This is a genomic window from Ochrobactrum vermis, from assembly GCF_002975205.1.
In the GTDB taxonomy this organism is placed as follows: Bacteria; Pseudomonadota; Alphaproteobacteria; order Rhizobiales; family Rhizobiaceae; genus Brucella; species Brucella vermis.
The window spans coordinates 1760202-1784406 of the sequence record NZ_PCOC01000002.1 but is presented as its reverse complement, the minus strand read 5'-3'; the positions used below and the strand labels follow the sequence as shown (position 1 = coordinate 1784406).

Sequence of the window (24205 nt, the reverse complement as noted above, 5' to 3'; positions counted from 1 at the left end):
CCTGACGCCTTTGCTATTCCGCCGGTACTGGTGACTCGACTGCGTCGCTTGACGGCGAAGCGGATACGATATCATCTGTACCTTTATCGATGCGCTGGCCTTCTCGAGCTGGTTTAACCAGAGGCTCTGGTGTGACCGGCTTGTTGAAAAGCAGATGACGCCCGGCCATGATTCCTTCCGAAGCCTGCACGTGGAGACGGTCCTCGTCGCGCTGACGCACATCTTCGCGAATTCCGTAGGCTTGCGTTTCAGCTATGCCGAGCCCCTCAAGCGTCCGCTGACCGAACAGCAGACCGGATTCGAATGTTTCGCGTAGTTCATATTCAACGCCTTGAGCTCGTAATTGCAACGTATGTTCGCGATCATATGAGCGAACGAACAGGCGTACATCGGGATATTCCGACTGTATGAGATTGACGATGTGGTTGGTTGTTTCCTTCTTGTGGGTACACACGGCGACGATTTTCGCTTTTCGGATTCCGGCTGCTTCCAGTACGTCTTTGCGGGTGCCGTCGCCGAAATAAATTCGGAAGCCGAATTTGCTGGCGGCGCGGACGCGATTGGGCGAACTGTCGATCACTGTTACATCGATGCCTCCAGCAAGCAGGATTTGTGCGGCGATCTGACCGTAACGCGAGAAGCCGATCATCAATACGTCGGAACCAGCACCTTCAAAGTTCTCTTCAATCTCGTCGATTGTCTTGTCTTTGATAAGCAGCTTCGAGCCTATTGCAACCGAAAGCGGTGTGAGCGCCATCGACACGGTGACAGCGGCTACAAGCTCTGATCCAAGGGCGCTTGAGATTATGGCCCCCGCTGAGGCTGCTGAGAAAAGAACGAAGGCGAATTCTCCACCCTGCGGTAGAAGGAAAGCGATCCGCACTGCATCATTATGGCTGGAGCGGAAAACGCGGCACAGCAGATAAATGATTATAATCTTGGTCGCCATGAAGATGGGAACAGCAAGAAGGATAATCTTCCAGTATTGCAGGATCACGGTGAGGTTCAGCGAAAGGCCGACCGCAACAAAGAACAGCCCCAGGAAAATACCGCGAAACGGTTCGATGTCGGCTTCAAGTTCGTGCCGATACGAAGATTCCGCTAGCAGGACACCAGCAATGAATGCACCCATGGCCATGGAAAGACCGGCAGCCTGGAGCAGGCTGGCTGATCCGAGTACCACAAAGAGTGCGGCTGCAATCATCACTTCGCGAGCGCCGGTATTGGCGATAATCCGGAACATCGGATTAATGAGATAGCGTCCTGCAACCACCAGCGCTGCGATGGCTGCAATGGCAGTGGCGAGATGGAACCCTGCGCTCGCCTGCGAAGGTTCGTTGGGTGAAAGTGCTGGGATGATGGCGAGAATCGGTACAATCGCAAGGTCTTGAAACAGCAGAATCGAAAAGGCTCGCTGGCCATGCTTCTGATTTGTTTCCGCCCGATCTTCCAGAACCTGCATGGCAAATGCCGTGGAAGAGAGTGCAAGGCCGAAACCGATGATGATACCCGCTTCTGTGCTGAGGCCAGCAAAATAGATGCCGAGAGCAGTCAGAGCTGCCCCACAAAGCAGAACTTGCGCAGTGCCAAGACCGAAAATTGATTGGCGCAGTGCCCAAAGTCTGGAAGGTTTGAGCTCAAGACCGATGATGAAAAGCAGAAAGACGACGCCGAGTTCGGAAAAATGCAGAAACTCTTCTCCATCCGCAATGAGCCGAGCCACGGGGCCGATTGTGATGCCTGCCGCAAGATAACCGAGGACGGTGCCAAGCCCCAATCGCTTGAACAACGGCGCAGCGATAATGGCACCGCCCAAAATCATCAGACACTGTAGGTAGAGGCTTCCGCCAGTTGCAACCATGCTTAGCTCTTGGAATTTGGAGAAATGTAGAAGGGCTTGCCTTGAAGCTCTTTGATTTCGGCAATATAGAAACAAGATATGGCTGTAATCAGCCCGATGTCGAACAATTTGACGATATTTTTTGGCAAGTCCCGGTTTAGGTCCCGCTGCAGATTGTAGTGCAAGGTTGAACCGTGATAAACTTGGGAAACTCGGATTATATAATGATTTCAGATAATTCGACGGATAAACTTGTCGATCGGGCCGCTGCTCTTGTGGCTGCAGCCAAGCGGGCAGGTGCGGATCACGCTGACGCAGTCGTGATGCGGGCGCGATCTGTTAGCGTGTCGGTGAGACTGGGCAAGGTTGAGGGAACCGAATCGTCGGAGAGTGATGATTTCGCCCTGCGTGTTTTCGTAGGTCGTCGCATTGCCAGTGTTTCCGCTAATGCGGGCGCCGATCCGGACCGCCTCGCGGAGCGGGCTGTAGCCATGGCACGTGTTGCACCGGAAGACCCCTACGAGCAACTGGCCGATCCATCGCTACTTGTGGTTTCGCCCCGCGATCTTGACCTCTACGATTCGACGGAAATCGATTCCGAACATCTGACCCACGATGCGCTTGCAACAGAAGCGGCGGCGCTTGCGGTCAAAGGCGTGACAAATTCAGGTGGGGCTGGCGCTTCGCGCAGTCTGGGTGGCTTGGTGCTGGTCACGTCAACCGGTTTTTCGGGGCATTACGCTGCCACACGCTTCGGAAGGTCGGTTTCGGCTATCGCAGGCGAGGGCACTAAAATGGAGCGCGATTACGATTTCAGTTCGCGCCTGCATTTCTCCGATCTCGATGCGTCCGATGATATTGGTCGCCGTGCCGGTGAACGCGCAGTGCGTCGACTGGGTGCGCGTCAGGCAAAGACCGGCCCTGTCACTGTCGTTTATGATCCCCGTCTTGCACGTGGTATTGCCGGGCATCTCGCAAGTGCAATCAACGGTGCTTCGGTTGCCCGCAAGACCAGTTTCCTTCGCGATAACTTTGGTAAGCAGGTTCTGAAGCGGGGCATCAATGTCACGGATAATCCATTGCGTATACGTGGTTCTTCTTCGCGCCCTTTCGATGGGGAAGGGATTGAGGGGCAGCAATTGACGATGATCGAGGATGGTGTCCTCAATCATTGGCTACTTTCCGGATCGAGCGCCCGCGAGCTTGGCTTGCAAAGCAATGGTCGTGGTGTCCGCTCCGGTTCTGGTGTTTTGCCTGCATCGACCAACTTTGCCATCGAACCCGGCGCGCAGTCGCCAGACGAATTAATTCGCGCGGTAGGTACAGGTTTTTATGTAACGGAAGTGTTCGGGCAGGGCGTGGATATGATTACCGGCCAGTACAGCCGTGGTGCGTCGGGTTTTTGGATCGAGAATGGTGAACTCTCCTATCCGGTCAGCGAAGTGACGATCGCTTCGAACCTCAAGGATATGTTCCTCAACACGACACCTGCGTCAGATATCGACCGAAGCTTCGGGATGACCGCCCCAACCCTGGTGATCGAAGGCATGACTCTTGCCGGAAACTGACAAACACAAAGACATTACCGGAGAGCTGGCGCTTCTACGTGATGCTGCGAGGGAAGCCGGGCGCATCGCGATGCGCTATTTTGGTCGTTCTCCGGAAGTTTGGCTGAAGGACGGTATCTCGCCAGTCAGTGAAGCGGACCTGGCGGTCGACCGCTATTTGAAAGATGTCCTTTTAAATGCACGACCGGATTACGGTTGGATTTCGGAAGAAACAGTCGATGAACGGGCCGCTGTAAAACGTAGTCGTGCCTTCGTGGTCGACCCGATTGACGGTACCCGCGCTTATATCGCGGGGCAGGATCAATGGTGTGTTAGCATTGCCATTGTTGAAAATGGTCGTCCTTTGGCTGGTGTTCTGGAATGCCCGGCGCGCGAGGAACTGATCGAGGCTGGCAAAGGAGCCGGTGCCTCGCAGAATGGTACTGCTGTTCATGTCAGGCTGCCGTCACCGGGAGAACCGGTCACTATCGCATCAGCCCGCAACATGGTGACAGCGTTGCCGGATAGCTGGAGAGATCGTGTAAAGGTTCATCCCTATGTTCCTTCTCTCGCATACCGTATTGCTATGGTGGCGCGCGGAGATATCGCCGGTACCTTCATTCGGCCCAATTCGCATGATTGGGATCTGGCAGCAGCTGATCTGATCCTGAGTGAGTCGGGTGGGGCAATCCTGACAAGCGATGCCTTGCCGATTACATATGGTGGCCCGACTATGAGTCATGGTGCTCTCGTCGCCGCCAGCGGGGACCTTCTGCAAGAAATGTTGAGTGTTGTCGCGGGCTAACCCTTGGGTTAATCATGCCGCGAACCAAATTTGTTCAGGGATAATTGTCATGAGCGTCGAAGGCGACAAAAAGCAGCTTCTTCATCTGGTATTCGGCGGCGAGCTGAAAAAGCTCGGCACTGTTGAGTTCCGGGATCTTGAGAACCTAGATATCGTTGGCATCTACCCGGATTATGAGACAGCCAAGACCGCGTGGAAGTCTAAGGCTCAGCAAACTGTTGATAATGCTCATATGCGCTATTTCATTGTGCATCTGCATCGGTTGCTCGATCCGGAAAGCTTGACGCTGAAGGCGGATTGAACTTTTGCCTGCTCCCGACCGATATCGGATGCAAAGCGGAGATAGCTCGGGTCGAACAGCCGAGCGTAAGAAGCAGGGGTTTGCGAAGCGCCTTTGGCGGCGTATTCGCGGGCCTCTGGCGCAGTCTGCTGCGGTTAAAGCGGTGCTCGTCTGGCTCATTACTGCTTATTTCAAGTTTGTTTACATAACGAATTCACGCTTGAAAGAATCTGCCGACCCGCAAGCGCTGGTTGGCAAGGACGATCCTTTCATCGTGACCTTCTGGCATGGGCAACATCTTATGGGACCATTTATCTGTCCCAAGGGAATCGAACTGGTTGCCATGTTTTCACGAAGTGCCGATGCGGAATTGAACGCTCGTGTCGCGGAAAAGCTGGGATTGGTGACGGTGCGCGGCTCCGGCGGACGAGGCTCACGTTCCAAGCCTGAAAAGGGCGGCGCACGTGCACTTCTGACGTTGAAGAATGCTCTCAAAAAAGGGCAGTCGGCGTCAATCATAGCGGACATTGCTCATGGCAAGGCGCGTGAAGCGGGAGACGGTATCATTTTATTGGCGAAATTGTCCGGTCGTCCGATAATACCGGTTGCTTATGCTTTCTCGCGGAACCATGTTTTGGAAAAGTCCTGGGACAAGACGGCGATTCCGCTACCCTTTGGGCGTTCGATTATCGTGCGCGGCGACAATGTTTGGGTCGACGCGGATGCCGATGAAACGCAACTGGAAGAAAAACGCATGGAGCTAACGCGCCAACTCAACGACGCGACCGCCAAGGCCTATGCTGCGCTGGAGAAAGCGAAATGAGCGAACGTTGGGCGCGCAATATGTTGTCTGCCTACCGCGCACTCGGCTCTGCGGCCTATCCTTTCATAGGCCCCTACATCGCCTATCGTGCGTCTCGCGGCAAGGAAGAACGGACGCGCCGCGGTGAGCGCTACGGCAAATCCTCCATCGCACGTCCACAAGGACCGGTTATTTGGGCTCACGCGGCAAGTGTTGGCGAAACTGTAGCGATCAGACCACTGATTGAACGCATTGCCACGACAGGTATTCATGTCGTGCTGACGACAGGTACTGTGACATCGGCAAAAGTTGTCGCGGACCAGTTGGGTAACAAAGTCATTCACCAATACGCCCCGCTGGATTTGCAACCGGCCGTGAACAGGTTTCTCAACCATTGGAAACCTGATCTTGCCATCGGTTGTGAGTCAGAAGTCTGGCCTGCAACAGTACTTTCGCTCGGCAGTCGCCATACGCCGCAGGTTCTCGTCAATGGGCGCATGTCTGATCGTTCATTCGCTGCCTGGCAAAAAAGACCGGCACTGGCCGAAGCTCTTTTCGAGAATTTCGCTTATGTGGTCGCACAATCGGAACTCGATGCGGATCGCTTTCGGGCGCTTGGAGCGCGGCCTGTCAGCGTTTCAGGAAATCTGAAGGTAGATACGAATCCTCCGCCAGCTGATCAGCAGGCGCTGGCCGCATTGCAGCGCCAGATTGCCGGACGACGCACATGGGCTGCAATCTCTACTCATGATGGTGAAGAAGCGATTGCAGCGGAAGTTCATCAGATGCTGAAAGTCCGGTATCCGCATCTTGTCACGATCATCGTGCCACGCCACCCGGACCGTGCTCCAGCCATCGAGGCCATGCTGGTTGAAAAAGGGCTCAAGGTTGCGCGTCGCAGTGCTGCCGAACCGATTGAAGCCGACACGGATATCCTTCTGGGAGATACTATCGGGGAGATGGGGCTCTACCTCCAGCTCACTGAGATAGCATTTATTGGCAATTCCTTGACCAAGGAAGGCGGCCATAATCCGCTGGAACCGGCAATGATGGGGACTGCGGTGTTAACCGGACGGAACGTCCAGAATTTCCGCGAGTCCTTCCAGCGTCTTATCAAAAATGGTGGGGCGCGTATTGTGAAGGATCGCAACATGCTGGCAGGGGCGATCAATTTCCTGTTCAACAATCCCCAGCATCTCCGTGCAATGATCAATGCCGGGGTGAGTACGGTCAGGGATATGCGTGGTGCGCTGGATCGCACGCTTGTAGCTCTGGAGCCCTTTATCCAGCCGTTGATCCTGCAGGCACAGTTGCCCGGCAACCGCAATGAGGCTGCGTATCAGACGGGCGGACACTGACGATGGTGAGTGAGGCGCCGCCATTCTGGTGGGAAAAACCTGATTGGCGCGCTTTGTCTCTGGCACCTGCTGCCTGGCTCTACGGAGCAGTGGCAGGGCGTCGGCTTTTGAGAGCGGAGCCGCCAAAGGTTTCTCTTCCCGTCCTCTGCGTTGGCAATTTTACCGTAGGCGGAGCGGGAAAAACGCCGACTGCCATCGCCTTCGCGAAAGGTGCAAAAACACGGGGATTGAAGCCCGGAATTGTCTCGCGCGGATATGGCGGTGCCTATAAAGGATTGCATGTCGTTGATGCATCACATGACAGCGCTCGCTATGTTGGGGATGAACCCCTTCTGCTCGCGCGACATGCTTCGGTAGCTCTCTGTCCTGATCGGCTGAAGGCGGCTCTACATTTGGAGACGCTCGGTTGCGACTTCATCATCATGGATGACGGCTTTCAAAGTGCACGGCTTTTTGCCGATTTTTCGCTGCTGGTGGTGGATGCGATGCGCGGCATTGGCAACGGTAGAGTCATACCGGCAGGGCCATTGCGGGCTCCGTTGATAGATCAGCTACGTAAAACTGATGCTTTGCTGCGTATCGGCAAGGGCGATGGTGCTGATTTTGTAATCCGGCAGGCGGCACGAGCTGGTAGACCAATATATGAAGCCTGGCTAGAACCGTCTTCGACCACGCCAGTAGCGGGTAATCGCTGGCTTGCGTTTGCGGGAATCGGTAATCCTGAAAAATTCTATGCAAGTGTTGCCGAAGCAGGTGGTGAGATTGTGGAAACGCGCTCGTTCCCGGATCATCACAGTTTTGAACCGGACGACATTCGCAATTTGATAGACACGGCTCGTCGTCAAGGATTGGGGTTGATCACCACGGCGAAGGATCTGGTGCGTCTGGCCACGATGATCGGAATTCCTGCCGGGTTTCTGGCGAAGCTAGCCGTTCTTGACGTCGATCTCAAATTTGCCCGTAACGACGCACTTGACCGCATTCTGGATACGGTCATCGAGCGCTTCAAAAACCGTGTTACGAGTTAATTTAGAGCGCATCCCGAAAAGTGTAAAAACGGTTTTCGGAACGAGTTGCGCGTCAAAACAACCAGTTAAAGCGCCGATTTGATTCAATCAGATCGAAACGGGCTCTAAGCCTTCTTGCGGCTACGCAGTTCTGGGTTGACTTCCAACTCACGCTCAAACGAAATCAAGCCGGTTGCGTAGGGTTCCTGCCGCGAAACGCTCCAATATTTCAGCTCATCGAGCGGAATATGGGCACCGGTCACGGCGCACGCGACATAAGCTCCGTGTCTGACGATTTCATAATCGCCGTCGAGATAGCGCAGAACAGCTTCGGAGGAACGGGGCGATTCAAATTTATTCATGTGTCTAAAACCTTTGCAGTCGACTCTAGCAAGCACCGGGCACTGCGTCCAGCAGTACCGCATCCCGGTTCGTCGTAATTCTATCAGCGCCTGCCAAAAAGCCGTTCGATATCTGTCAGCTTCAGTTCGATATAGGTCGGGCGGCCGTGGTTGCAGGTGCCTGAACCGGGGGTGGCTTCCATTTCGCGCAGAAGCGCATTCATTTCTTCAGGCTTCAACCGTCGCCCAGAACGTACTGAACCGTGACAGGCCATAGTTGCGGCGACATGGTTCAGCATTGCTTTCAACCCCTCAGAGGTATCGTGTTCCGCGATCTCATCCGATAGATCGCGGATTAGCTGCTGCACGTTCATTGCTCCCAGCATTGCAGGCGTTTCACGCACAGCAATAGCACCTGGCCCAAATTGCTCAATGCCAAGGCCGAAGCGCGCAAGTGTTTCTGCGTGGACCGCAAGACGTTCGGCGTCTTCTTCCGGCAGATCCACGATTTCAGGAATAAGCAGCATTTGTCCCGGTATAGGGGCGGAATGCAGGGCGTTTTTCAGCGCTTCGTAGACAAGGCGCTCGTGAGCGGCATGCTGGTCCACAATGACGAGGCTGTCTTCCGTCTGAGACACTATATAGTTCGCATGGATTTGGGCACGGGCAGCCCCAAGCGGCTTCCGCTGTAGTTCTACCGGTGTGTCATCTAGCGTCGCCCGAGCATCAGCCGTCGGAACAATAACAGCAGCAAGACTCGCCTGCTCACTTTCGTGGAAAGATGGCGATGCTGCGAAGTCGAGTGGCCGATGAGCTGGATGTGCAGTCTGCGGAGACCATTCGCTTCTTGGTGCAGAAGGTGCAGGACGCCAGCCGCCAGAAGCATAACCTGTGGATGTTGGACGGGATGTGAATGATGGCGAAGACGGCTGGAACCCTTCAGCGCGGAAGGCTTGCAACATGGCATCGGCGCCGCTGGTCGCAGGCCGGATGCCGGATTGTGCCAGTGCCTGTTTGATTGCGCCGACGATCAATCCGCGTACAAGACCTGGGTCGCGGAATCGCACATCCGCTTTGGCAGGGTGCACGTTGACGTCGACCAAGGCCGGATCCAGTGTCAGAAACAATACGGCAACCGGATGGCGGTCGCGCGCCATGACATCAGCATAGGCTCCGCGCAGCGCACCGAAAAGCTGCTTGTCACGCACTGGGCGACCATTCACATAGGCAAACTGATGCAGGGCGTTGCCGCGATTATGGGAGGGTATGCCGACAAAACCGGCCAAACGCACACCGTCGCGCTCGGCATCGATGGCAAGGGCGTTTTCGCCGAAATCTTTTCCGAGTATCTGGTTGATGCGCTCGAGTATTGCCTCAGTGCCGATGCCGGTAGCCGCAAGTTCCAGCGGCGTTCTGTCGGTGCCCGCGAGTGAAAAGCGGACGTGCGGAAAGGCAATCGCAATGCGCTTGACGACATCGGTTATGGCGGAAGCTTCGGCACGATCCGTTTTCATGAATTTGAGCCGGGCAGGCGTCGCATAAAAAAGATCGCGCACCTCGGCAATTGTGCCGCGATTTAACGCGGCGGGGCGGGGACCATCGAGATGCCCGCCGGAAACCGAAACTTCGAAGCCGGAATCGGCATCCTGCGGACGCGATTTGAGAGTCAGTTTTGCGACCGAGCCAATAGACGGCAGGGCTTCCCCACGAAATCCCAGTGCACGAATGTCGTGCACATCATCGGACAGTTTGGATGTGCAATGACGGGAAACGGCCAGTGGAAGCTCATCGACTGGAATTCCCGAACCATTATCAGTCACGCGCAACAATGTCTTGCCGCCGCCGCCCGTCACGACCTCAATGCGGGTCGCGCCAGCGTCGATAGCATTCTCGACAAGTTCCTTGATAACGCTGGCGGGGCGTTCGATGACTTCGCCCGCCGCGATCTGGTTGATGATGGTTTCGCTTAAGTGTCGAATTGGCATAGACGGACTATAGAAGGATTCGCTTCTGTAAAGAACATGCTTCTATAGCCCGATCAGACTGCGACATGTGCATTCCCCGGCACCGCCGAAGTACAGGATACTGTCAGCAGATAATCACCTTATTGCGAGGCATAATCCTTATATGCGGGCAAATTCAGATCTTGAAGGCTGTCTGCATTGATAACTGCGCGTGCCACAGCTTCTGCCATAACAGTCGCGGCAATCGCTCCAATTGCCGTCACATCGGCTTCCACACTCTTCGCCTTGCCAGTCGAAAGTGCAAATATCGTGTCGCCGTCCCACATTGTGTGGATTGGGTTGATCGTGCGCGCAAAGCCGTCATGTGCCATACCAGCGATCTTTTTGAGCTGGGCTTTGTCGAAGGGAACATTGGTCGCTATTGCGCCGATCGTTGTGTTGGCGCCGCCGGACTTGACCACGCCATGCCCCTGCATAATAGCAGACATTGTATCACGGAAGCCCTTGCCGTCTTCTGCCCGAGCACCCGCCAGGATCTGGCGCGAGTTCGGCGCGTAGACATCCCCAACGGCATTGACGGCAACAATGGCGCCCACCACGACTTCAGTTCCTGGCACCTTATAACTGGCTGTGCCAAGCCCGCCCTTCATGGCGTAGTCCATTCCGAACATCTTGCCGACCGTCGCACCTGCGCCTGCGCCGATATTACCTTCCCCGGAGGCTTCTGCCTTGGCGGCTTTGCATGCCAGATAACCAGCCTCCTCATCGGGGCGCACAGAAAAATCGCCAACGCCGAGGTCCATCAGAATTGCAGCCGGTACAATTGGAACAACGCCTTTACCGATCTTGAAACCGAGATTGCTTTCTTCAAGATAACGCATGACACCGGTCGCAGCGGCCAGACCGTAGGCGCTGCCACCGGAAAGCAGGATAGCCTGAACCTGTTGGACATAGTTGATCGGATCGAGCAGGTCTGTTTCGCGTGTACCAGGCGCAGAGCCGCGCACATCGACGCCCGCAGAAGCGCTTTCCTCGCAAAGAAGAACGGTGCAGCCGGTCGGGCGTTTTGTCAGCGTATGGTGCCCCAGTTTGATTCCGGGCACGTCCGTGATGCTCCCACCCATAAGTTCCAACATGCTCGCTCCTCCCTTGGTAGCTGCTGACGCGGCATTGATGACAAAGGGCATTGCTCCAACTCCTGCAAGCGACTTGGCAAATGTTCTGCGATCCATGAACAGTTTTCTCCTCCATTTTTTCTGTTAAGAGAGCGTATTCTTTTCGCGTGCTCGGCGCTGGCGCAGTACGTCAGCCACATAATCACGCGAGAGGGCGTGATAGAGCGGTTCATTTGAGATAAGCCGTGCGGTGCCATAACCCAGCATTGATGCACACATGAGGGGGATGACGTTGTTATGATTACCCGTCATTTCCAGAATGATGACAAAAGCAGTCATGGGCGCCTGCACGACACCAGCAAAATAGCCAGCCATTCCGAGCACGGCCGCCAGGCTGGCACTGGTTCCAAGAACAAGACCGATTGTGCTGCCAAGACCTGCGCCGACCGAGAGCGACGGCGCGAAAATGCCACCTGGTATCCCCGATATCATAGAAAGTAGCCCGGCGAGAAATTTTCCTACGAAGTAGAGAGGTGGAAGGGCTAGCCCTTCAACTGCGCTTCGAGCCTGATCGTAGCCTGCGCCGAAGGTAGATCCGCCGGAGGCAATCCCGATGATTGCTACCAGAAGGCCGCAGATCCCCGCGAAAAATACTGCATTGCGGAGAGGGGCTTTTTGAATGCGGCGTCTCACACGACGCCCCAGTTCAAGCGCGAGTGCGCTGAAAGCGGCTCCGAGTGCTCCGCCGATTACCCCACAGGCGATCACCAGAATCCAGTCCTTGCCAGTCGAGGCCGTAACGGTGGTTAGGCCAAAATAATTATAGTTGCCGACGAGACCAAGCGAAGCAAGGCCGGCGAGAATGACGGCGGATAATACAAGCCCATTGGTTCGGGCAGCATAGGCACGCCCCATTTCCTCGATGGCAAAGACGACACCCGCTAAAGGTGTGTTGAAAGCAGCCGCAATACCTGCCGCCGAGCCGGCGAGAATGAGGCCACGTGCTTGTTCCATGCCGCCGAAACGCGCCGACTGCATCATGATGGACGCACCGATCTGCACGGTAGGGCCTTCACGCCCGATGGATGCGCCACTGAAAAGCCCTACCAGAGTAAGCACGATTTTACCGACGGCTGTTCGGATCGAAAGCAGTAGGGATCGATCTTCATGATCTTGCAAGTGACGCGCGGCGATTGCCTGCGGGATGCCGCTTCCGCCGGAATTCGGAAACCAGGAGAGAGCAATCCAGGAACAGGCCATAAACCCCAGAGGGGTGATAAGCAGGGGAAGCCACGTGCGCCAGCCACTTCCGCTCGTAAGGGTCTTGAACCAATCTTGTGCAATGTCAGCAGCTTCGGCAAAGCCGACGCTGATAAGGCCTATGGCCAATGCGCCGCACCAGAAGACCAGCCGTGGTTTCCAGACATGTGGGGACATCCACATGGCTCTTGACCGGCGGATAAGCGGAACGCGTTTATAGGATTTTCTCACTTTGCCCCTGCAAACCTGTTGCTGCCCGAATTCGATATGCGCGGAGATTTACCACGCAAATCCTTATCGGTAACTGAAACTTGTCAGTAAAAGGCTTTCCATTTGGTCATAACCGTGTTACCAGCCGGTGCCAATTCAACCTAGCAAACCAGACTCGTCGCTGCTCCCGGACATATTCCGGAGAGGCGGCTTTTCTCATTCAATAAATCGGCAAAGGAATTGGCAATGGCTAAAATCGTGGAATCGTCCACTGGCGCTCTCGCTCTCACATTCGACGATGTGCTGTTGCAGCCGGGCCATTCCGAAGTAATGCCGGGGCAGGTTGATCTGCGCACGCGCATCGCCAAGGATATCGAACTTAACCTTCCTCTTCTGTCTGCTGCCATGGACACCGTGACGGAATCCCGCTTGGCCATTGCAATGGCGCAGGCCGGTGGCATCGGCGTCATTCATCGCAATCTGACGCCGGAGCGTCAGGCCGAAGAAGTTCGTCAGGTGAAGAAGTTCGAATCCGGTATGGTTGTAAATCCGGTCACCATCGGGCCAGATGCCACATTGGCGGATGCGCAGGCATTGATGAAGGCGCACAGAATTTCTGGCATTCCAGTCGTTGAGAATGCAACCAAAGGCCCCGGACGACTTGTTGGGATCTTGACCAATCGCGACGTCCGTTTCGCTTCTGATCCAAAGCAGAAAATCCACGAGCTGATGACCCGCGAAAACCTCATTACGGTTCGCGAGAACGTCAATCAGGACGAAGCAAAGCGTCTCTTGCACGCTCATCGCATTGAAAAGCTTCTTGTCGTTGATGACCAGGGCCGTTGTGTCGGCCTGGTGACGGTCAAGGACATTGAAAAGTCGCAGCTCAATCCGAATGCCGCCAAGGATGTTCAGGGGCGTCTGCGCGCTGCCGCAGCAACCAGCGTCGGTGAAGACGGTTACGAACGTGCGGAGCGCCTGATTGAAGCGGGCGTCGATCTGCTGGTCGTGGATACTGCGCACGGCCATTCGCAGCGTGTTCTTGACGCTGTTGCTCGTATCAAGAAAGCCTATCCGAATGTCGCAATTCTTGCTGGCAATGTGGCGACGACTGCCGGTACGCAGGCGCTGATCGATGCTGGAGCGGATGCAGTCAAGGTAGGTATCGGACCGGGCTCGATCTGCACTACGCGTATCGTTGCCGGCGTCGGCGTTCCGCAGCTTTCGGCCATCATGTCAGCCGTTGAGGCTGCACAAAAGCAGAATATCCCGGTGATCGCAGATGGCGGCATCAAGTTCTCTGGCGATTTTGCCAAAGCGCTGGCCGCTGGAGCGGTCGCGGCGATGGCTGGTTCTCTGCTGGCCGGTACGGAAGAAAGCCCCGGCGAAGTCTATCTGCATCAGGGCCGTTCGTTCAAAGCTTATCGTGGTATGGGGTCGGTCGGTGCTATGGCTCGCGGTTCGGCTGACCGCTACTTCCAGGCGGAAGTGCGGGACGAACTGAAGCTTGTACCGGAAGGTATTGAAGGGCAGGTAGCCTATAAGGGTCCGATTTCCGCAGTTTTGCACCAGCTCGCTGGTGGTCTGCGTGCATCCATGGGCTATGTAGGCGCAAAAACGTTGGCAGAGTTCCGCGAGAAAGCAACCTTTGTGCGCATTTCCAACGCCGGCTTGCGGGAGAGCCATTCTCATGGCGTCTCCATTACACGTGAAAGCCCGAATTATCCGGGCGGTATGTGAGGTCTGGTTTCAGTGCATTCATGAAAGGGCGGCTTAAAGCCGCCCTTTCATTTTGTGAGAATTTCTAGTTCTTTTGGATTGATAAGGAGCTTGGTGGCGCTTTCCACGACGCAATCGCCAAGCGCCTGAAAATCCTTGCGGCGCATACTCTGTCGACGCCAGAAAAGCGCAATCTCTCGTTTTGGCTGTTCGCCATCAAAAGGGACGATGCGCATATGATTGCCACGAGTTTCGGCACGCACTGCTATCTCTGGAATCAATGTCAGTCCCATGCCATGGCTTACCATTTGTAAAAGGGTGGTCATGCTGGTGGCACCGTACTTTACAAGTTGGCGTTGCGAAGGCAGAGAACAGACGGCCAATGCCTGCTCCCTCATGCAATGTCCTTCTTCCAACAGGAGCAAACGATCGAGAGCGACGTTGTCCTGTGTCATGGGCGAAGCCAGAACGGTTCGATCATCGGTGGAGGTCGCGATCAGAAAATGGTCATCAAACAGTTTTCTTTGCGCAAGCCGTTCGTCGTCAATTGGTAAAGCGGCCACTATCGCATCGATTTCACCCGCATGTAGTTCATCGAGAAGTTTCGCGGTTACGCTTTCCCGCAATTGAAGGCGGAACGACGGATGCCGTTCGCGCAAAAGGGGAATGAGAACGGGAACCAGATAAGGTGCGACGGTAGGAATGATGCCTAGCCGTAGCCTCGTTTGCAGCAACCCCCGGCTTTGCGCGGCTATTTCTTCAAGTGCGTGAAGTTCGCGCAAGACTGTCTGGATACCCGGATAAAGTTGCTTGCCAAGCTCTGTCATTATGACCTGCCGGTGAGAGCGCTCAAAGAGCGGCGCGCCTGCAAGGGCTTCCATTTCCGCGATCTGGGCCGATAGCGCGGGTTGGGAGACGTGTGCCAGTTGCGCGGCTTTGCGGAAATGCAGCGTGGTGGCAAGCGCTTCGAAATAGCGCATTTGACGTACAGTGAACATGATAGGAAAAACTTATCGAAAATAATCGGAAAAGCAATTGGAGATTATGATTGGAATGGGTCTAATCTGAGGCCGTTACCTAGCCACGGCATGACGCGGACGAACTGTGTCATGCTTCCAGCAAGGCTAGTCGCATTCCAATATTGATTTTTCAGGAGGGAATTCCCATGGCAGATCGCCCGACAATGACGACGAGTGCAGGCGCTCCGATACCGGACAACCAGAATTCCCTGAGTGCGGGCGAGCGCGGCCCTCTCTTGATGCAGGATTATCAGCTCATTGAAAAACTGAGCCATCAGAACCGCGAGCGCATTCCAGAGCGTGCTGTCCACGCCAAGGGTTGGGGTGCTCATGGTACGCTGACCATTACCGGTGATATTTCGAAATACACCAAAGCCAAGGCTCTGCAGCCAGGTGCCAAGACGCCGATGCTGGCGCGCTTCTCGACCGTAGCCGGTGAGCAGGGTGCGGCTGATGCGGAGCGTGATGTGCGCGGCTTTGCCCTCAAGTTTTATACGGAGGAAGGCAATTGGGATCTGGTCGGTAACAATACCCCTGTGTTCTTCGTGCGCGATCCGGTCAAGTTCCCGGATTTCATTCACACCCAGAAGCGCCATCCCAAGACGAACCTGCGTTCGGCGACTGCCATGTGGGATTTCTGGTCGCTCTCGCCGGAAAGTCTGCATCAGGTGACGATCCTGATGTCGGATCGCGGCTTGCCGACCGATGTGCGCCATATCAACGGATACGGTTCTCATACTTATTCGTTTTGGAACGATGCGGGTGAACGCTATTGGGTCAAGTTTCATTTCAAGACCATGCAAGGTCATAAGCACTGGACCAATGCAGAAGCCGAGAATGTGATTGGCCGTACGCGTGAATCCACACAGGAAGACCTGTTTACCTCCATCGACAAGGGAGATTTCCCGAAGTGGAAGGTCCAGGTCCAGATCATGCCGGAACTTGATGCCGACAGGACGCCGTACAATCCGTTCGATCTCACCAAGGTCTGGCCGCATGCTGACTATCCGCCGATCGATATCGGCATCATGGAGCTGAACCGCAATCCGGAAAACTACTTCACCGAGATTGAGAACGCAGCTTTCTCACCGTCGAATATTGTACCGGGCATCAGCTATTCGCCCGACAAGATGCTGCAGGCGCGGGTCTTCTCTTATGCGGATGCACATCGTCACCGTCTTGGCACGCATTATGAGAGCATTCCGGTCAATCAGCCGAAGTGTCCGGTTCATCACTACCACCGCGATGGTCAGATGAATGTCTATGGCGGCATCAAGACCGGCAATCCGGATGCTTATTACGAGCCGAATTCGTTTAACGGCCCGGTCGAGCAGCCGTCAGCCAAGGAACCGCCGCTGCGTCTTTCCGGCAATGCCGATCGTTATGATCATCGTGTTGGTAACGACGACTACTCGCAGCCGCGAGCTCTGTTCAATCTGTTCGATGACGGGCAGAAACAGCGCTTGTTCTCCAACATTGCCGCGGCAATGGGTGGGGTGCCAGGCTTCATCGTCGAGCGTCAGCTCGGTCACTTCAAGCTGATCCATCCCGACTACGAAGCCGGTGTGCGCAAAGCGCTGAAGGTAGTGCATGGCTACGAAGCCAACACGATTGCCACCAATGAAGAGGCCACGGCGGCTGAATAATCCGTCTTTAAAAGCTTGAAAGAAAGCCGGAGCTTGCCGCTCCGGCTTTTTGTTTTGATTTGCCGATTGCCTTTTCCCTGTAATGAAGGCTATGCCCGAGCAGGCATTCGAGAAGGAGACACAATGCGGCTTGGCGGACGTTTGCAGGCGGCTATCGAGGTTTTAGGCGAGATTGAAGCAGGGACGCGCCCGGCTTCAGACGTGCTGAAGGATTGGGGCGCTTCCCATCGTTTCGCAGGCGCAGGCGACCGCGCTGTGATCGGCAATATCGTCTATGACGCGCTGCGTCGTAAGCTGTCCATTGCATGGCGCATGGACGCTGATGATGCACGCGCTTTGGCATTCGGCGCTCTACTGGCTGATGGCGGCATGGATATCGTAGCCATCGACGCGGCGCTGGACGGCGACAAGTTTGCGCCGGAAACGCTGGAGCAGGCGCGTCGTGTCGCGTGGGAAAGCCGCGATATTGCTGGCGCGCCCGACTATGTTCAGGCCGACGTGCCGGAATGGTGCGCTGCTTCGCTTCAGGAGCTTTTCGGTGCGCGCTGGGTCGAGGAAGGCAAGGCGCTTGCCACCCGCCCGCCAGTCGATCTGCGCGTCAACAGCCTGAAAGCGAAGCCTGAACAAACGCTCGCAGCCTTGGAAAAGGCGGGCGCTGCCCCTGCGCCATTTCTGGCACAGGCATTGCGCATTCCGCCGATTGAAGCGCTGGGCCGTCATCCGAATGTGCAGGGCGAACAGGCCTTTCTTGATGGCTGGTTCGAGGTGCAGGATCTGGGCTCGCAGCTCGCCGCGCTTTTTGCTGGTGCAAAGCCAGGCCAGCAGGTACTTGACTATTGCGCGGGTGCGGGCGGTAAGACGCTGGCGCTTGCAGCAGCAATGCAGAACAAGGGGCAGGTGCACGCTTATGATGCGGAACGTGCGCGGCTTTCGCCCATGCATGAGCGATTGCAGCGCGCAGGAGTGCGCAATACGCAGGTGCATGGAAATATTGATGCACTCGACCCGCTCACGGGTCAGATGGACCTCGTGCTAACCGATGCGCCTTGCACGGGTTCCGGCACATGGCGCCGCCGCCCCGATGCGAAGTGGCGTCTTAACGACCAGCAGCTGGAGCGCCGGGTTCAGGACCAGCTAGAAGTGCTGGAGGCGGCCAAGCATTATGTGAAGCCGGGCGGGCGGCTAGCCTATGTCACCTGTTCGCTGTTCGTAGAGGAAAACACGCGGCAGGTTGCGCGCTTTCTGGCCGACAATCCCGATTTCACGGAAATGCCTTCGCAAGCCTTGTGGCAGTCGGTCGTCACGGATGCCGATGGCGCAGAACCGGTGTTTCCGTCGCATGGTAGTGTATTTTCCCCATTGTCCACCGGCACGGACGGGTTTTATGTAAGCGTCATGAAGAAAGCGACTTAGGGCGGTTCCGGTTAAAATGGAATCGTGGACCCGCTCTATCTAATTGTTTTTAAGTATTATCCTACGCAAAACCGCTACGCACGTTTGCTGGAAATGCTCCAAGACATCGGGGAATAAATGTCAGCGCATCGCATAGCCGAACCGGATTTCAAGGAACGCATCGAGGAAAGTTTCGGGCGGCAGGCTGCCATGAAACTCATCGGCGCAGAACTGACACGTTGTGAGCCCGGTATCGTGGAAGTCGAGATGCCGTTTCGCGAGGAACTAACGCAACAGCACGGCATTCTCCATGCTGGCATGATTTCTGCTGCGCTCGATTCCGCCTGTGGATATGCGGCACTGACGCTGATGCCGTCCGATGCCGCCGTGCTGACTATCGAATTCAAGGTAAATCTGTTGGCACCCGGCAAGGGGGAACGGTTCCTGTTTCGCGGCGAGGTCACCAAGCCCGGCCGCACGATCATGGTCAGCGACGGGCAGGCATTCGCGGTTACCGACACGGAAGTGCGCCTCATAGCAACCATGACCGGAACAATGATGGTCGTGCAGGACAGAAAAGGCCTGCAGGGATGATGAAAACTGTCGCCGGAAAGCGCCTGCTTTACGTTATGGCTGTCGATGCCGAATATGGGCGTCATCTGGCGAAACTCTTTACACCACTCATGACGGGGGTAGGACCGGTCGAAGCCGCCGCCAATCTTGCCTATGCTCTTGCAAGTATGGTGCAGGCGGGCGAAAAGCCTGACCTCGTGGTTTCACTTGGCTCTGCAGGCTCAGCAAAATTGCCACAAGCCGAAGTGTTTCAGGCGTCATGTGTATCGTATCGCGACATGGATGCTTCGCCACTTGGGTTTGAAAAAGGCACAACGCCTTTTCTTGACCTGCCCAGAGTGATTGAGCTCCCGATATCCGTGCCGGGAGTCGCCGCCGCTTCGCTTTCGACGGGCGCAAATATCATTTCCGGTAAGGCCTATGCGTCAATTGAGGCAGATATGGTCGATATGGAAACATATGCCTGTCTGCGTGCATGCCAGCTTGCAGGAGTTCCGCTTGTAGGTCTCCGCGGTATTTCCGATGGTGCAAGCGAATTGCAGCACGTAGGGGACTGGACTCAGTATCTGCATATTATCGATGAGAAGCTGGCTAATGCCGTCGAGCGATTAGAAGGCGCAATCGCCAACGGACTCCTGTTTGCTCCTGACAACAGTGTGTCAGTATAGGCCCTTTTTTGACAATGCACTTGTTGAGCACGACGTCGATACCCCATATAGCCATTGCATCCCGGTCACTTTTTAAATAGATGCTGCACATGAGCACCACGGCACATCCTGACACAATCCTCATCATCGACTTTGGCAGCCAAGTCACGCAGCTAATTGCGCGACGTGTACGCGAAGCCAATGTCTATTGCGAAATCGTCCCGTTCCAGTCTGCGGAAGAGGCATTCAAGCGGTTGAAGCCAAAAGGCGTCATCCTCTCGGGCAGCCCGCATTCGACGACCGACATTGGTTCGCCGCGCGCACCGCAGGCGGTCTTCGACCAAGGCATTCCGGTTCTCGGCATCTGCTATGGCGAACAGACCATGTGCGCCCAGCTGGGCGGCAAGGTCGAAAGCGGCCATGACCGCGAATTCGGTCGCGCCTTCCTCGACGTGCAAGAAGACAGCCCGCTTTTCGCAGGCATCTGGGCCAAGGGCACCCGCCATCAGGTCTGGATGAGCCATGGTGACCGCGTCACCTCGCTTCCCGACGGTTTCACCATCATAGGCACTTCGCCGAACGCACCTTTCGCGGCCATCGCCGATGAAAAGCGCAAATATTACGGCGTGCAGTTCCACCCGGAAGTCGTGCATACGCCGGATGGCGCGAAGCTCTTGCAGAATTTCGTTCATCGCATCGTCGGCGTGAAGCCAGGCTGGACGATGGGCGCCTATCGCGAACAGGCCGTAGAGGCAATTCGCAAGCAGGTCGGCAGCGGCAAGGTTATCTGCGCTCTTTCCGGCGGTGTGGATTCGTCCGTTGCGGCCCTTCTGGCGCATGAAGCCATTGGCGACCAGCTGACTTGCATTCTCGTCGATCACGGTCTGATGCGCAAAAACGAGGCGCAGCAGGTCGTGGAAATGTTCCGCGAACATTATAACCTTCCGCTGATCCTGGTGGATGCAGCCGACCGTTTCATCGGCGAGCTGGAAGGCGAAAGCGATCCGGAAAAGAAGCGCAAGACGATTGGCCGTCTCTTCATCGAAGTGTTCGAGGAAGAAGCCAAGAAGCTCGGCGGCGCGGATTTCCTCGTGCAGGGCACGCTCTATCCGGATGTCATCGAAAGCGTTTCGTTCACCGGCGGTCCTTCGGTCACGATCAAGTCGCACCACAATGTGGGCGGTCTGCCCGAGCGCATGAAGATGCAGCTCGTCGAGCCGCTGCGCGAATTGTTCAAGGACGAAGTGCGTATGCTCGGCAAGGAACTCGGCCTGCCGGACAGCTTCATTGGCCGTCACCCGTTCCCGGGTCCGGGCCTTGCCATCCGCTGCCCGGGCGGCATTACCCGCGACAAGCTGGAGATCCTGCGCGAAGCCGATGCGATCTATCTCGACGAAATCCGCAAGGCTGGCCTCTACGATGCCATCTGGCAGGCTTTCGCTGTTTTGTTGCCGGTGCAAACCGTTGGCGTGATGGGCGATGGCCGCACTTATGAATTCGTCTGCGCGCTGCGCGCCGTAACTTCGGTAGACGGCATGACGGCGGATTTCTACCACTACGATATGAACTTCCTCGGCAATGCGGCCACCCGCATCATCAATGAAGTTCGCGGCATCAACCGCGTCGTCTACGACGTGACCTCGAAGCCGCCCGGCACCATCGAGTGGGAATGATTTGGGTCTGCATAGCGCGCCAGACTTGATTTAATTCATTGAAAAATATTGTTTTATGCCCATCAGTTTTTTGCTGGTGGGCATAAATCATTTAATGTTCCGATTAGAAGTCTTTGACCAGAATGTAACAGCGACTTGGCTAGAATTAAGAGCGCCTCAAGCTACGAACGGAATAGGGTGCGAGGATAATCTCCTTGAACTGGACGATGCTGACAGTTTGAGGCTGTGCCGTAATATTCATCAGCCAGAGTTCTTGTTTGGTTGCAAAGCCCAGAACACGCTCAGGCCGTGACGAGATAAGCTGCTGCCATTTCTGTCCCGCTAGCTCGGCCAAAGTTTTTATTGTGTTGAAAAGCGGACGTTTTCCACCTGCGGGTGTCGGTTCGCCTTCTTGTGCTTTTAGGCCGAAAGAACCCGTGAGTGCCGATAATATGAGATTATCGAGTTCTGCATCCAGAATTTGTGTCGCATAAGCCATAGCAAACACTTCTGCGAAGTTTCCGTTGTGGCGCGGATCACGATTGGCCATAGCAATGCGTTTACCATTCAGGTTTTCCATCGTTCGGCTGCCATAAGGATTCTGACGCATGGGGATGGTGGACGGTCCAATGCGATAGGGTTTGTCGCCGTAGATCGCGCGCACCGAACGGGTAATGAAAGGCAGCGCCTCCAGTGTTTGCATAACGCTCAGATCATCAGCGGCATGAACAATTGGATTGGTGCAATGGGTGACGAAATCAACAAGCTCGCCCGGAATGCGCTTGCGATTAAGTTCGGTGAAATAGCTCAGCATTCCGCCACCAAGCCGCACATTCGGGAAGGCTGCTCTTGCTGCTGCATAAACATCTTCAAGCGGGGGGCAGGGTAGCCATTCGCTGCCGGGCGGTGTCGACTGCCGATCTATAGCCGGTGAAACAATGACCGCATCTGGGTTAAAGCCAGCCGCTTTCATGTCAGAAGCGATTGCAGTCGTCTCTTCGATGAGCGATTTCGCGCAAGGCAATGCAATTTCGAGCGAAACGCGCCCACTATGCTTCGTAGCCAAGGCAGCAAAATCCGCAAAGGCCAAACCTTTGTGCCCTGCCAGCGGATCATAATGAAATAACAAATCCTGCGGGCCAATTTCCTGCAACAGATCAATTGCAGCGAGGCTTGCTTTGGCTTCTTCAGGTGTGATGATAATGCCGACATTCGGCATTCTGCCGCTTGCGTCACCAAGCGTGATGCCCACCGGCTCCGCATATTGAGTGCTATTTGGTGTCGCCGCGCGTGTGTCGGAAATGTTGAGCACGATGCGCTGATGCTGGGGTTTAGCGGCTTCGATCTGGTAAGGCCATGGCAAGGCCAGCGGACGCACATAGGTTTTGTAAGATGCATCGGACCAGTTGCGCTGATCTTCCATCTCAAACGTATCGCCTTCCATGCGGCATTCGGCTGAAACGCCGGGCATGGCCTCATGGATGATCGCGCGCATGTCCTTCAAAGGCTGCCATGGTTCAATCAGATCGGGCAGGCGAGTCTTGTTAAGTGTACCGTCGACATGCTCGATGCTCACAGGTGAGCCCGCCACGCCGACGATTGGATGCAGAATGCAAAAGCCGCACCGGTTGGTTTCAAAGCCTGTCGCCGTATTCGCTACGGCATCGAAAGTGAGCGTACCGCCACTCTCTGCCTGAATGCGGACATCAATGGTGAGTTGGGTCGCATCCGGGCCTTCGCAACGTGCCTGATAGGTGACAATGAAACCGCTGTCGTTTTGCTCGACATTCAGATCATGGATTTCCGGGTTGTATGTTCCCCAGTCTCGATCCCGCACGAGATAGGAGACCGCGCGCAAAACTTCGACGCCGTCATAAGTGATGGTGCGAAGATTGCCGTCGCTTAAATCCAGGCCAAGCAAGCCCGCTTTTAGGTGCGTTGGCTGAGCTTCGGCTTCTGGCGTTCCATAGAGCAGGAAAGGATCGACGTTGCTCATTTGAGCAACGCCGTAATGTCGACGCGATTGCCGCTTGCGGCACTGTCATAGGCGGCTTCGACAAGCGCGAAAGTCTTTAGATTATCCGCACCCGATGTCGAGGTTTCTTCGCGAGTTTCCAGCTTGTCCACCCAATGCTGTTGAATGGCAAAAACGCTTTCCTGAATATTGTGCCAAGGACGTGAGGCCCATGAGAGCAGTTTTGGCGAAACGTCGGAAACCGTGGTGCCGTTCGGCGTAATCACTTCAAGGCGATAACCCTGATAAAGCCGGATCGAACCTTCGGTGCCGTCTATTTCAATGAGCGTTTCGGGGAAAGGATCGGTTTCGAGCTTGGTGGCATAGCTTACGTCAACAATGGAAGTAGCGCCATTCTCATGATCCATAAGAATGGTTGCTACATCTTCACCCTTGATCTTCGGGTTCACACGCTTTGTGCGAGCAACAAGGCTGGTCACATCGCCCAGAATGAAGCGTGCAATATCAAGCGTATGAATGCCTAAATCTTCGATGATGAAGCGTTCGCCTTCTGCAAGATATGGCTGCCCGGAAAACACGTCGAAGCCCGAGCGGAAGGAGAAACGTCCCCAGAACGGCGTGCCGATGACGCCACTGTCGAGTGCCTTGCGCACCGCCTGAATAGGCGTCTGCCAGCGGAAGTTTTCATGCACCATGAGCGGAATGCCTGCTTCGTCGCAGACCTTCACCATGGCCTTTGCATCATCAAGCGTTTTGGCAAAAGGCTTCTGGCAGATTGCTGGCACCTTGTGGGCAGCAGCAAGTTCCACCAGAGCGCGATGGCTTGAAACCGTGGTGGCGATATCGACAAAGTCGATGCCGCCATCTGCAAACAGCGCCTGCGCATCCGTGTAGCGGCGTTCGATCCCAAACTGGTCGCCGACAATCTTCAACCGCTCAGGATCGCGGTCGCAGACTGCCACGATTTTGGCACTCGAAACGTCATTCCATGCATGCATCTGGTTGATTGCGAAGAAACCGCAGCCGATCAGAGCGCCATTCAATTCTGCCATT

20 protein-coding genes are annotated in these 24205 nt (G+C 55.5%); 12 read left to right on the top strand and 8 right to left on the bottom strand.

All coding sequences use genetic code 11. The features are described 5' to 3' along the window. Positions 1-13: 13 nt before the first annotated feature. Entirely contained in the window at positions 14-1861 is a 1848-nt protein-coding gene (locus CQZ93_RS22550) for a monovalent cation:proton antiporter-2 (CPA2) family protein (RefSeq protein WP_105544761.1), read from the bottom strand. A 203-nt stretch (positions 1862-2064) separates the two neighbouring features. On the opposite strand from CQZ93_RS22550, the gene CQZ93_RS22545 reads away from it, so the two are divergent. From CQZ93_RS22545 to lpxK, 6 genes are read left to right on the top strand one after another with little or no spacing between them, the layout of a single operon-like run. Next, positions 2065-3408 (top strand): TldD/PmbA family protein, encoded by a 1344-nt coding sequence (locus tag CQZ93_RS22545; protein ID WP_105544760.1) that lies wholly within the window; start codon positions 2065-2067, stop codon positions 3406-3408. Beyond that, positions 3395-4192: a 3'(2'),5'-bisphosphate nucleotidase CysQ gene (locus CQZ93_RS22540; RefSeq protein ID WP_105544759.1), complete on the top strand. Its 798-nt coding sequence runs from the start codon at positions 3395-3397 to the stop codon at positions 4190-4192. The genes CQZ93_RS22545 and CQZ93_RS22540 overlap by 14 nt, the downstream gene beginning before the upstream one ends. Positions 4193-4241: 49 nt before the next feature. Further along, positions 4242-4493, top strand: a complete 252-nt coding sequence (locus CQZ93_RS22535) for a DUF4170 domain-containing protein (protein WP_105544758.1) — start codon at positions 4242-4244, stop codon at positions 4491-4493. Positions 4494-4521: 28 nt separating this feature from the next. Continuing rightward, a complete protein-coding gene (locus CQZ93_RS22530; RefSeq protein ID WP_105544757.1) occupies positions 4522-5295 on the top strand; it encodes a lysophospholipid acyltransferase family protein in 774 nt (257 codons plus the stop codon). Then, entirely contained in the window at positions 5292-6632 is a 1341-nt protein-coding gene (gene waaA / locus CQZ93_RS22525) for a lipid IV(A) 3-deoxy-D-manno-octulosonic acid transferase (protein WP_105544756.1), read from the top strand. The genes CQZ93_RS22530 and waaA overlap by 4 nt, the downstream gene beginning before the upstream one ends. 2 nt (positions 6633-6634) lie before the next feature. Continuing rightward, positions 6635-7660, top strand: a complete 1026-nt coding sequence (gene lpxK / locus CQZ93_RS22520; RefSeq protein WP_105544755.1) for a tetraacyldisaccharide 4'-kinase — start codon at positions 6635-6637, stop codon at positions 7658-7660. A 104-nt stretch (positions 7661-7764) separates the two neighbouring features. Here lpxK and CQZ93_RS22515 read toward each other — a convergent pair whose 3' ends face one another. From CQZ93_RS22515 to CQZ93_RS22500, 4 genes are all read right to left on the bottom strand, one after another. Continuing rightward, positions 7765-8001, bottom strand: a complete 237-nt coding sequence (locus CQZ93_RS22515; RefSeq protein ID WP_105544754.1) for a DUF2093 domain-containing protein — start codon at positions 7999-8001, stop codon at positions 7765-7767. A gap of 83 nt (positions 8002-8084) precedes the next feature. Further along, positions 8085-9965 (bottom strand): DNA mismatch repair endonuclease MutL, encoded by a 1881-nt coding sequence (gene mutL / locus CQZ93_RS22510; RefSeq protein WP_105544753.1) that lies wholly within the window; start codon positions 9963-9965, stop codon positions 8085-8087. Between the two features lie 119 nt (positions 9966-10084). Next, positions 10085-11176 (bottom strand): P1 family peptidase, encoded by a 1092-nt coding sequence (locus tag CQZ93_RS22505; RefSeq protein ID WP_105544752.1) that lies wholly within the window; start codon positions 11174-11176, stop codon positions 10085-10087. A 27-nt stretch (positions 11177-11203) separates the two neighbouring features. Further along, on the bottom strand, positions 11204-12550 hold the full coding sequence (locus CQZ93_RS22500; RefSeq protein WP_105544751.1) for a chloride channel protein: 1347 nt from the start codon (positions 12548-12550) through the stop codon (positions 11204-11206). A gap of 225 nt (positions 12551-12775) precedes the next feature. Between CQZ93_RS22500 and guaB the strand changes: the two genes are divergently transcribed. Then, positions 12776-14269, top strand: coding sequence for an IMP dehydrogenase (gene guaB, locus CQZ93_RS22495; protein ID WP_105544750.1), 1494 nt, complete (start codon positions 12776-12778; stop codon positions 14267-14269). A gap of 47 nt (positions 14270-14316) precedes the next feature. Here guaB and CQZ93_RS22490 read toward each other — a convergent pair whose 3' ends face one another. Beyond that, positions 14317-15246, bottom strand: coding sequence for a hydrogen peroxide-inducible genes activator (locus CQZ93_RS22490; RefSeq protein ID WP_105544749.1), 930 nt, complete (start codon positions 15244-15246; stop codon positions 14317-14319). Between the two features lie 167 nt (positions 15247-15413). Between CQZ93_RS22490 and katA the strand changes: the two genes are divergently transcribed. The 5 genes from katA (at position 15414) to guaA (ending at position 21198) form a co-directional block, all read left to right on the top strand. Then, positions 15414-16913, top strand: coding sequence for a catalase KatA (gene katA / locus CQZ93_RS22485; RefSeq protein ID WP_105544748.1), 1500 nt, complete (start codon positions 15414-15416; stop codon positions 16911-16913). Positions 16914-17036: 123 nt separating this feature from the next. Continuing rightward, positions 17037-18326 (top strand): RsmB/NOP family class I SAM-dependent RNA methyltransferase, encoded by a 1290-nt coding sequence (locus tag CQZ93_RS22480; protein WP_105544747.1) that lies wholly within the window; start codon positions 17037-17039, stop codon positions 18324-18326. Positions 18327-18443: 117 nt separating this feature from the next. Next, entirely contained in the window at positions 18444-18899 is a 456-nt protein-coding gene (locus CQZ93_RS22475; RefSeq protein WP_105544746.1) for a PaaI family thioesterase, read from the top strand. Then, positions 18896-19546, top strand: a complete 651-nt coding sequence (locus CQZ93_RS22470; protein ID WP_105544745.1) for a 5'-methylthioadenosine/S-adenosylhomocysteine nucleosidase — start codon at positions 18896-18898, stop codon at positions 19544-19546. Before CQZ93_RS22475 ends, CQZ93_RS22470 begins: the two co-directional genes overlap by 4 nt. Before the next feature lie 89 nt (positions 19547-19635). After that, positions 19636-21198: a glutamine-hydrolyzing GMP synthase gene (guaA, locus tag CQZ93_RS22465; protein WP_105545266.1), complete on the top strand. Its 1563-nt coding sequence runs from the start codon at positions 19636-19638 to the stop codon at positions 21196-21198. Positions 21199-21343: 145 nt separating this feature from the next. Here the strand turns inward: guaA and apnL are convergent, their stop codons facing one another. Together apnL and CQZ93_RS22455 are read right to left on the bottom strand one after the other, a co-directional pair. Continuing rightward, positions 21344-23173 carry a D-apionate lactonase gene (apnL, locus tag CQZ93_RS22460; protein ID WP_105544744.1) on the bottom strand — a complete coding sequence of 610 codons (1830 nt, stop codon included), beginning with the start codon at positions 23171-23173 and terminating at the stop codon, positions 21344-21346. Next, positions 23170-24204, bottom strand: a complete 1035-nt coding sequence (locus tag CQZ93_RS22455) for a Gfo/Idh/MocA family protein (RefSeq protein ID WP_105544743.1) — start codon at positions 24202-24204, stop codon at positions 23170-23172. Before CQZ93_RS22455 ends, apnL begins: the two co-directional genes overlap by 4 nt. Between the last annotated feature and the right edge of the window lies 1 nt (position 24205).